We start from the raw sequence: 8611 nt of genomic DNA on the forward strand, positions 1-8611 counted from the left end.
CTTCTGCAAGGTGCTGGGAACTGGGGTCTAGGTGCTGGGTTTTTACACCTTGTTTTACAAGCAACTAATCATTAGTCAGGAGTTGGTAGCTTCTGCAAGGTGCTGGGAACCGGGTGCTGGGTTTTTACACCTTGTTTTACAAGCAACTAATCATTAGTCGGGAGTTAGTAGCCACTATAGCCTCAAGCTTCTAGCTACAAGTTTGAGGCTAACCTACAGGCTACTAACCGATTTATAAAATTTTGATTTTTAAGGCTTTATGAAATCGGTAGACGATAGTTTTTAGAATTGCTGCGCGAGCCAACAGCTTGCAAAATCTCCCGACTACTGACTCCCAATTGTATAAACAGTTAAAAATCAACACACTATATGCTTGGTTAGTTGCTTGTAAAGCAGCCGCAAGCTAAAGGCTAATGGCTAAAAGCTTGAGGCTGTAGATGCTACTGACTCCCAACTCCCAACTAAAAAAACTAAAAAACTAAAATTATTATGTCAAAAACTGTTGAAAACTGGGGAGGGAATTTGAAATTTACCCCCACGCAAATTTATTATCCTAAGAGCCACGAAGAAGTGGTAGAAGTAGTAAAAAAAGCCCGCGAAAACCAGCAAAATGTGCGCATTATAGGGTCGGGGCATAGCTGGACGCAATTGATCAATACCGACGATGTGTTGGTGTCGCTCGACGAGTACCAAGGCATTGTGTCTGTAGACAAACATAACCTCACCGCCGTAGTAAAGGCAGGTACCAAGCTCAAGCTGCTAGGCGAGCTATTGCACGAAGAGGGTTTGGCCATGGAAAACATGGGCGATATCAACGTGCAATCTATAGCAGGGGCGCTCAGCACGGGCACCCACGGCACGGGGGTTGAGTTTAAGACTTTAGCCAACCAGATGGAGGAAATTACTCTAGTAAATGGCCAAGGCGAAACGGTGGTGTGCTCGGAGAAAGAAAATCGCGACCTGTTCAAAGCTGCGCAAATATCGTTGGGGGCGTTGGGCATCATTACCAAAATAAAACTGCGCCTGGTGCCCACCTTCAAGCTCAAGTATGTGGCGGTAAAATCTACCCTGGACGAGACCCTCAAAAATATAGAAAAGTACAAAGCCGAAAATCGCAATTTTGAGTTTTATTGGTTTCCGTTTACCAAAACAGTGCAACTCAAGTTTGTGAATATGACTACTGAGCCCGTGAAAAACGTGGGTTTTGCCAAAAAATTCAACGATGTGGTACTAGAAAATGGTGCTTTTGGCGCGCTTAGCCGCATCTCTAGGGTGTTCCCAAAGGTTGCCCCGCGCATTAGCAAAATTTCAGCAGCGGCAGTATCCGAAGGTACTTACATCAACCATAGCCATCTCATATTTGCAACCCAACGCCTGGTGCGTTTCAACGAGATGGAGTACAATGTGCCCCAAGAGCATTTTACCACCGTGATTAAAGAAATAGAGGAATGCATCAACCAAAACCAGTTCAAGGTGCACTTCCCGATTGAGTGCCGTTGGGTAAAAGCTGACGATATTTTGATTAGCCCCGCTTCAGACCGCGACTCGGCTTACATAGCCGTGCACATGTATAAAGGAATGGAGTACAAGCCCTACTTTGAGGCAATTGAACAAATTTTTAAGAAATACAAGGGCAGGCCGCACTACGGCAAAATGAACACTCTCAAGCACGAAGATTTTGCTGAGCTTTACCCCAACTGGGACAAGTTTAACGAAATACGTGAGCAGCAAGACCCTGACGGCATTTTCTTGAATCCTTATTTGCAGGGGATTTTTAAGGTGGGAGTCGGGAGTCAGGAGTCGGGAGCTTCTACAGCCTCAAGCAACTAGCTTTTAGCCTTGTCATTCCGAAGAACTGAGGAATCACCCCCACCGCAAGGATTCAAAAAAATAAACGGCCTGGATGGTTTTAAACCATAGTAGGGCTTTCTTATAAAAAATGATGAATCATTTGAAGGCATTATGGAGTTTGAAGTATCGATCGGGCGTGGAGACACTGCCCGAGGCGGTTATGTAGTTTTCGGAGGTATATTCTCCTAAAAAAGTTACTTCATTGCCTCCGCTGGTGTCTTCACCTGCGGATGAGTACACGAATAAACGCCCTCTATAATTAATTGATCATGAGGGTAGACAAGTTTTATAAGAAAACCTTGTAAACCATATACTCATTTTTGCAAATATAATAAAAACCTAGGCAGGACTCCAGCAGGGAGGTTTTCGCCCGCTTCGGGGTAAATCGCCTATTTGAGAAAATATTAAAAAAGCCCAAATCATTTTTACTTGATTTAGGCTTTGGTTTTGTAAATATGCCTTACAGCTAAATTATGAGCTGAATTTGCTTGGTTGGATGCGAGCTGTAAGCTTGTGTCTGCGTAGTAAATTCAGTTTGATTGCCCACCTGTATGGAATGCCTACGATTCGTTTGTTTTTTGCAAAAACATGGAAGCCACAGCCTTCCTCGATTATAGGCACAAGTTACGCTTCGCTAAACTTGCGCCAGTGGGGGGAGAGCTTTTTCAAAAATCAAAATCTTGCGTCAGTAGGTCAGATTCCAACTCGGTAGGGTTATTACTGGAAGTTTGTCCATTTTCCCGCTCTTGTTGTTTTTTCCATAGCCAAAGCTGTCTTCGTTCGCGTAATTCAAGTCGTTGTTCAGGTAAGTCTTTCTTTAGGGGTACACTACCGAATATTTCTTTAAGAGCCTTTTTTTGGCTCTGATCTGCACTATCATTGCTTTGACTCCAGCGAGATATTGCCCTAAACCCAGGCTCTCCAACAAGCCTGTTGTCATAATGGGTAAAATCAAAATACATATCTTTACCAAGCAAAATGCTCCAGGATTGTGGTGCACTTAATTTTACGTCTTGAATCTCGTCACCCATCAACGATCGCTTAAGCAATTCTGCATCATTAAGAGAGTCGCCTTGTTTTTGTGCATTTGCGCCACATATTTGTACTCTCAGCTCCACAGATGAAGTAATTTGACGCTTATATACATCTAAACACCCCATAATACTTTCCATCTGTGTGTCTAGTTCATTTGCAGGAGTTCCGCTTGTAGAACTGTAGATTGATTCCGTGTCATAGCTACTTTGTACTCCTCCATTACCATGGGCTATAATTAACACTTTATTTATTCTATCAGAACCTTGTACTTGGTAAGTTCCGTCTATTTCTATATTGGTTTGTTTACCTAAAACCAAGACTATTCTTTGGCAACCTGCTTGAATTGCTGCATTTACAAATCCCTTTTCTTCGTCTTCATGTGCATGTACAATGCCTAGCTTAATACCATCGCTTTCTTGTTGGTTACTTTGAGGGCGAGTACTGCTACTGGTGGAGCGACTGCTGCTGCTACTGCTACTACTTGAAGAACCATCATCACTATCACTATCACTATCCCTAAACCAATTTGTTCTTTGTACAGTATTTTTACTTATAGCCTTTATTGACTTTAATTCACCTGTTCCAGTAACTCTCTGCAAAGGCGTCTCCGCAATCTTATCCGCTGCTTTTTCTCTTGTAGTATCCACACTTTGCCCATTCACCACCTTGTCGCCCTTGGGTGTGCCGTTGAGGGTGTTGTCAATGGCGTGCCCTAGTTCGTGCTTGCGGTTTTGAGTGGTATATTGCCCAGGGGCATAGTGGATGTCTTTGCCTTGGATAGTAGCAAGGGCATTGACCGAGCCAGGGAAGCTTGAGTTTTGGTGTTCTTGAAAGCCCGATAGGTCTACCCCATATTGGCTGCCCATTTGGGTTTTTAGGTCGTTGGGTGGGGTTTTGCGTTGCACAGGTTGGTGCTTGGCTTGATGTGCTTGGTAGCCTTGTTTGCGCTGTATGGGTTGGTGCTTGGCTTGATGCACCGCTTGTTTGCCTTGCGGCGATTGGTGAGTGCCTTCAGTTTGCCGCTGTACCGCGTTTTGTGGGCGTGGTGCTGCTCCTTGTTCCTCGTTTTGTTGTGGTTGCTTATGTGTATGCATTCCCTGTTTGGTTTAGTAAATTATTAAATAGCAGGGCGGCAAATTATCAACGCGCCAAATAGCGTCCAAAAACATGGCATAAGTGGTCGTTTTTGTGGCGTAAGTGGTAAAGATTACGGGTTTGACCGAAAAAAAAGCAACGAGAGGGGGTTATGAATTACGAACCGACCAAAGGGAGCTCTGCTTTAGCTAATTACGAGTTTTTCAATTACGAATGAGTGAATTACGAATTGGCGCGAAGCGAGGCTAAAGGCTAAAAACCCATCGTAACGCAAACAAAGGCTAAAGCTACTCGAAGAACAGAAAGGCTAAAGGCTCCACAAAGAACAAAAAAGCTAAAGGCTAAAGCTACTCGAAGAACAAAAAAGGCTAAAAGCTAATGGCTAAAGGCTCCACAAAGAACAAAAAAGCTAAAGCCCCCTACAAACAGCCAAAAAAAGGCTAAAGGCTCATCATAACTCAAGAAAAAGCTACAGAAACCACAAAAAACTTAACAGCAATTTAACACAGAAAAGCACGAACTTTTTTGATATTGTCAGAGTTTTTATTGTACATTAGCGGCGAAGAAAACCATTACTCACACTTTTAGACAAAAAAAACTTGTTACAACATTTAGCAAATAATGCCCAAAACCTTACAAAAACGACTGCGTGTTGTTGTTGTGTGGCTGCATTATGCGTTGAGCTAAATGGAGAGACAATGGTTTTGAACACAACATAGACTTATAGTAAAATAAGATATAAAGATTTCAAAAGCCTTTCCTTAGTTCTAACGAACCGGGGAAAGGCTTTTTTATTTTTTAGTTAGTAGTTGGGGGTCAGTAGACGATAGCAGAACAAATAAAATAGGAGTAAAGATTGCAAAAACTACAAACTACCGACTACCGACTACCTATTTTATAAAGAGTTAAAAATCAATGTACCATAAAATCGATTAGTTGCTTGTAAAGTAGCCTTATTCCTCAATTTTTCAGAATGGCTAACAGCATCGGTATCTAAGGACTTGAGGCTATAGAAACTACTGACTACTAACTCCCGACTATCAACTAAAAACACATAATATCAATATGCAAACGCTCACGATTGACCCTATTTTAGAGAAACGCCTGCACCAAGTAGCCCAACTCATTGGCAATACGCCTTTGGTGGCACTAGATAGGGTGTATAAAAACCCGAAAGTACAGATTTTTGCCAAACTGGAATGGCAACAACTAGGGGGCAGTGTAAAAGCTCGTCCTGCATTCAACATTATCAAACAAGCCATTTTGAACGGGCAACTCGACCAAAACCGGGTATTGCTCGATGCCAGCAGTGGCAACACAGGCATTGCTTATGGGGCAGTAGGCGCGGCTTTGGGTATTAAGGTGGCACTTTGCCTGCCCGAAAATGCGTCTAAAGAGCGAAAAATGATTTTACGCGCCCACGGGGTAGACATCATCTACACGCCTGCCACTGAGCTTACCGATGGTGCCCAAATAAAGGCAAAAGAACTGCACGCCCAAAATCCCGATTTGTATTTTTATGCCGACCAATACGCCAACGAAAACAATTGGCGCGCTCATTACAACCATACAGCCCCCGAAATCGTTGAGCAAACTCAAGGCAAAATCACCCACTTTGTGGCCGGGCTGGGTACTTCGGGTACTTTTATGGGCACCAGCCGCCGCCTGAAAGAATACAATCCAGCCATTGAAATAGTATCGTTGCAACCCGACTCGCCTATGCATGGGCTAGAAGGCTGGAAACACATGGAAACCGCCATTGTACCCCAGTTTTATGATGCTGATTTGGCAGATAAAAACCAGGAAGTGAGCACTTTTGAAGCGTATGAATTAATCAAAGAAGTGGCGCAAAAAGAAGGATTACTCATTAGTCCTTCGGCAGCTGCCAACCTTGCTGGTGCCATTGCCCTTGCCAATACTTTAGAAGAAGGCACCATTGTCACTATGTTTCCTGACAGTGCCGATAAATACAGCGAGGTGCTTAAGCAGGTATTTGATTAAGAGTTAAGAATTTTAAATTAGGAATTGGATGGCTTTATTGTTTGATGGTTTGCCAAGCGTAGCTAAGAAACTACCCACCATCAACTAAAGCAAACTCAAGACTTTCAGATAACCAAGACTTAAGGCAGTAACTATGGTCTATCGTCTACTGATTATGGACTATCGTCTATCAACTATTGACTAAAAAAATGAAAATACTGAATATTGATCAACAAGCGCTGAACGTGATGCAAAAGCACGCTGAAGCTACTTACCCCAACGAATGTGTGGGTTTTTTCTATGGAAAAGAAGATGATCGTACACGCTATATAGAGCTGGCAGTAGAGGTGCCCAATAGCAAAGAGGGCGACCAACGCCGCAGGTTTGAAGTAGATCCGCACGATTATATGAAAGCTGAACGCTACGCCCTCGAAAACAACACCACTTTGCTGGGGGTATACCATTCGCACCCCGAACACCCCGCCATTCCGTCGGAGCACGACCTGAAGGTGGCGCAGCCTTTTTTCTCTTACATTATTGTATCAGTCAAAGGGGGCAAAAGTGTAAAAACCCGTTCGTGGCAATTAAACGAGCAAAATGTATTTGCTGAAGAAGAAATATTGCAGTTGCAAGCGTGAGAGTTAATTACGAATGAGGGAATTACGAACCGACCGGAGGGAGCTCTGCGTAAGCTAATTACGAATGAACGCAAGCGATGCTAAAAGCTACACAGAGAACAAAAAAGCTAAAGGCTAAAAGCTCCCTACAAACAGTTAAACAAAAGCTAAAGGCTAAAGCTCATCGTAGTTCAAAAAAAGCTAAAAGCCAAGCGTAGCTCAAAGAAAAAGCTAAAGGCTAAAGCTCATCGTAGTTCAAAAAAAGCTAAAAGCCCAGCGTAGCTCAAAGAAAAAGCTAAAGGCTAAAAATAACTCAAGAAAAAAATTCACATAAACTCAAAACAAAACCATTACAATGGCAAAAGTTATCATACCAACACCTTTGAGAAAGTTCACTGAAAATCAAGCAACTTTTAACGGCTCTGGCAATACAGTAGGGGCTACGATTGTTAATTTGACAGAAACTTATCCGGACATTAAGCAGCATTTGCTCGACGAAAATGGTAAGTTCAGAAACTTTGTACGGGTCTTTATCGGCGATGAAGACATCAAGGCGCTGCAAAACGAAGCAACCGAAGTAAAAGAAGATTCTGTCATCAGCATTGTACCTGCCATTGCGGGGGGAAGTTTTTAACATTATACAAGCGACAAGCAGTAAGGTGCAAGCAACAAGTTTGGGCAAGCAAGGTAAGACTTGTGGCCAACTGCTTGTGTCTTGAAGCTCAATAAAAGAAACATGGAAAACATCACATTTAGCAAAGAAGAACTGGAACGTTACAGCCGACACCTGATCATTCCAGAGTTTAATATAGAAGGGCAACGCAAACTCAAAGCCGCCAAAGTATTGGTGGTAGGTTCGGGTGGGTTAGGTAGCCCGCTATTGTTGTACCTCACCGCAGCGGGTGTGGGCACTATAGGCATTGTAGACTTTGACGTGGTAGACGACTCGAACCTGCAACGCCAGGTATTGTTTTCGGTAAAAGACGTGGGCAGACCCAAGGTAGAGGCAGCCAAAGAACGCTTGCAGGGCTTGAACCCCCACATCAAATTTAACTTGCACAACGAGCCGCTCACCTCGCACAATGCCTTGGACATTATCAAAGACTACGACCTGGTGGCAGATGGTACCGATAATTTCCCAACCCGTTACCTGGTAAACGATGCTTGTGTGCTGTTGGGTAAAACAAATGTATACGCTTCTATTTTTAGGTTTGAGGGGCAACTGTCGGTGTTTAATTATACTGATAAAGACGGCAAGTTAGGACCTAATTACCGCGATTTGTACCCCACTCCTCCCCCACCGGGCTTAGTGCCTAGCTGCGCCGAAGGTGGCGTAATTGGAGTATTACCTGGTATTTTGGGTAGCCTGCAAGCCAACGAGGTAATCAAGGTAATTACAGGCGTAGGTGACCCTTTGTCAGGGCGATTGTTTTTATACGATGCAGCATCGTTTACTACGCGTACGCTCAAGATTTACCGCGACGAAAACAACCCGATCAATGGTAAAAACCCTACCCAAACCGAGTTGATTGATTACCAACAGTTTTGTGGTATAGTACCTGGCAACAAAGAAGAAAAGCAGGTGAAAAGTGTGACCGTAAAAGAACTACAGCAATTGCTCAATGACAAAGAAGATGTGCAGGTGATTGACGTACGCGAAGGCTACGAGTATGAGATTGTAAACATTGACGCTGAGCTGATTCCGCTGGGGCAAATAGAGGCTCAAGTAGACAAAATTGCGTCTGACAAAAAAGTAGTGGTGCATTGCCGCAGTGGAAAACGTAGCGCTGACGCTATAGAATTGCTGGAGAAAAAATATGGATTTACCAACCTCTATAACCTCGAAGGGGGGATTCTTGCCTGGGCAGATGAGATAGATACTTCGTTGCCTAAGTATTAGTGTTAGTAGTTGTATAGTTACGAGACAGTCTGTGGCTATTGTTGTACATTGTATAACTTAAGTTGTAGAAATTAAAAAGGGCATAAAAAATTGAATTTCAATTAATTATACCCATAATTCATTGCAAAAGGTT

6 protein-coding genes are annotated in these 8611 nt (G+C 43.2%); 5 read left to right on the forward strand and 1 reads right to left on the reverse strand.

What is annotated here, in order from left to right:
• Positions 1-489 precede the first annotated feature (489 nt).
• On the forward strand, positions 490-1830 hold the full coding sequence (locus tag Q0954_RS31425) for a D-arabinono-1,4-lactone oxidase (protein WP_299465102.1): 1341 nt from the start codon (positions 490-492) through the stop codon (positions 1828-1830).
• A gap of 686 nt (positions 1831-2516) precedes the next feature.
• Here Q0954_RS31425 and Q0954_RS31430 read toward each other — a convergent pair.
• Entirely contained in the window at positions 2517-3980 is a 1464-nt protein-coding gene (locus Q0954_RS31430) for a hypothetical protein (protein WP_299465105.1), read from the reverse strand.
• 1066 nt (positions 3981-5046) lie between these two features.
• On the opposite strand from Q0954_RS31430, the gene Q0954_RS31435 reads away from it, so the two are divergent.
• The 4 genes from Q0954_RS31435 (at position 5047) to moeB (ending at position 8478) form a co-directional block, all read left to right on the forward strand.
• Positions 5047-5982 carry a PLP-dependent cysteine synthase family protein gene (locus Q0954_RS31435; RefSeq protein WP_299465108.1) on the forward strand — a complete coding sequence of 312 codons (936 nt, stop codon included), beginning with the start codon at positions 5047-5049 and terminating at the stop codon, positions 5980-5982.
• A gap of 188 nt (positions 5983-6170) precedes the next feature.
• Entirely contained in the window at positions 6171-6599 is a 429-nt protein-coding gene (locus tag Q0954_RS31440) for a M67 family metallopeptidase (RefSeq protein WP_299465111.1), read from the forward strand.
• A gap of 334 nt (positions 6600-6933) precedes the next feature.
• On the forward strand, positions 6934-7212 hold the full coding sequence (locus Q0954_RS31445) for a MoaD/ThiS family protein (RefSeq protein WP_299465114.1): 279 nt from the start codon (positions 6934-6936) through the stop codon (positions 7210-7212).
• Between the two features lie 102 nt (positions 7213-7314).
• Complete coding sequence (gene moeB / locus Q0954_RS31450; protein ID WP_299465117.1) at positions 7315-8478, forward strand: molybdopterin-synthase adenylyltransferase MoeB; 1164 nt, start codon at positions 7315-7317, stop codon at positions 8476-8478.
• The last annotated feature ends 133 nt before the right edge of the window (positions 8479-8611 follow it).

Origin of the sequence: uncultured Microscilla sp. (genome assembly GCF_947493425.1) — a bacterium.
GTDB lineage: Bacteria > Bacteroidota > Bacteroidia > Cytophagales > Microscillaceae > Microscilla.

Excerpts from the sequence above, each read along its gene's own strand:
- Q0954_RS31425 (WP_299465102.1), top strand. The coding sequence starts at position 490 with ATGTCAAAAACTGTTGAAAACTGGGGAGGGAATTTGAAATTTACCCCC.
- Q0954_RS31435 (WP_299465108.1), top strand. The coding sequence starts at position 5,047 with ATGCAAACGCTCACGATTGACCCTATTTTAGAGAAACGCCTGCACCAA.
- Q0954_RS31445 (WP_299465114.1), top strand. The coding sequence starts at position 6,934 with ATGGCAAAAGTTATCATACCAACACCTTTGAGAAAGTTCACTGAAAAT.
- moeB (WP_299465117.1), top strand. The coding sequence starts at position 7,315 with ATGGAAAACATCACATTTAGCAAAGAAGAACTGGAACGTTACAGCCGA.
- Q0954_RS31440 (WP_299465111.1), top strand. The coding sequence starts at position 6,171 with ATGAAAATACTGAATATTGATCAACAAGCGCTGAACGTGATGCAAAAG.
- Q0954_RS31430 (WP_299465105.1), bottom strand. The coding sequence starts at position 3,980 with ATGCATACACATAAGCAACCACAACAAAACGAGGAACAAGGAGCAGCA.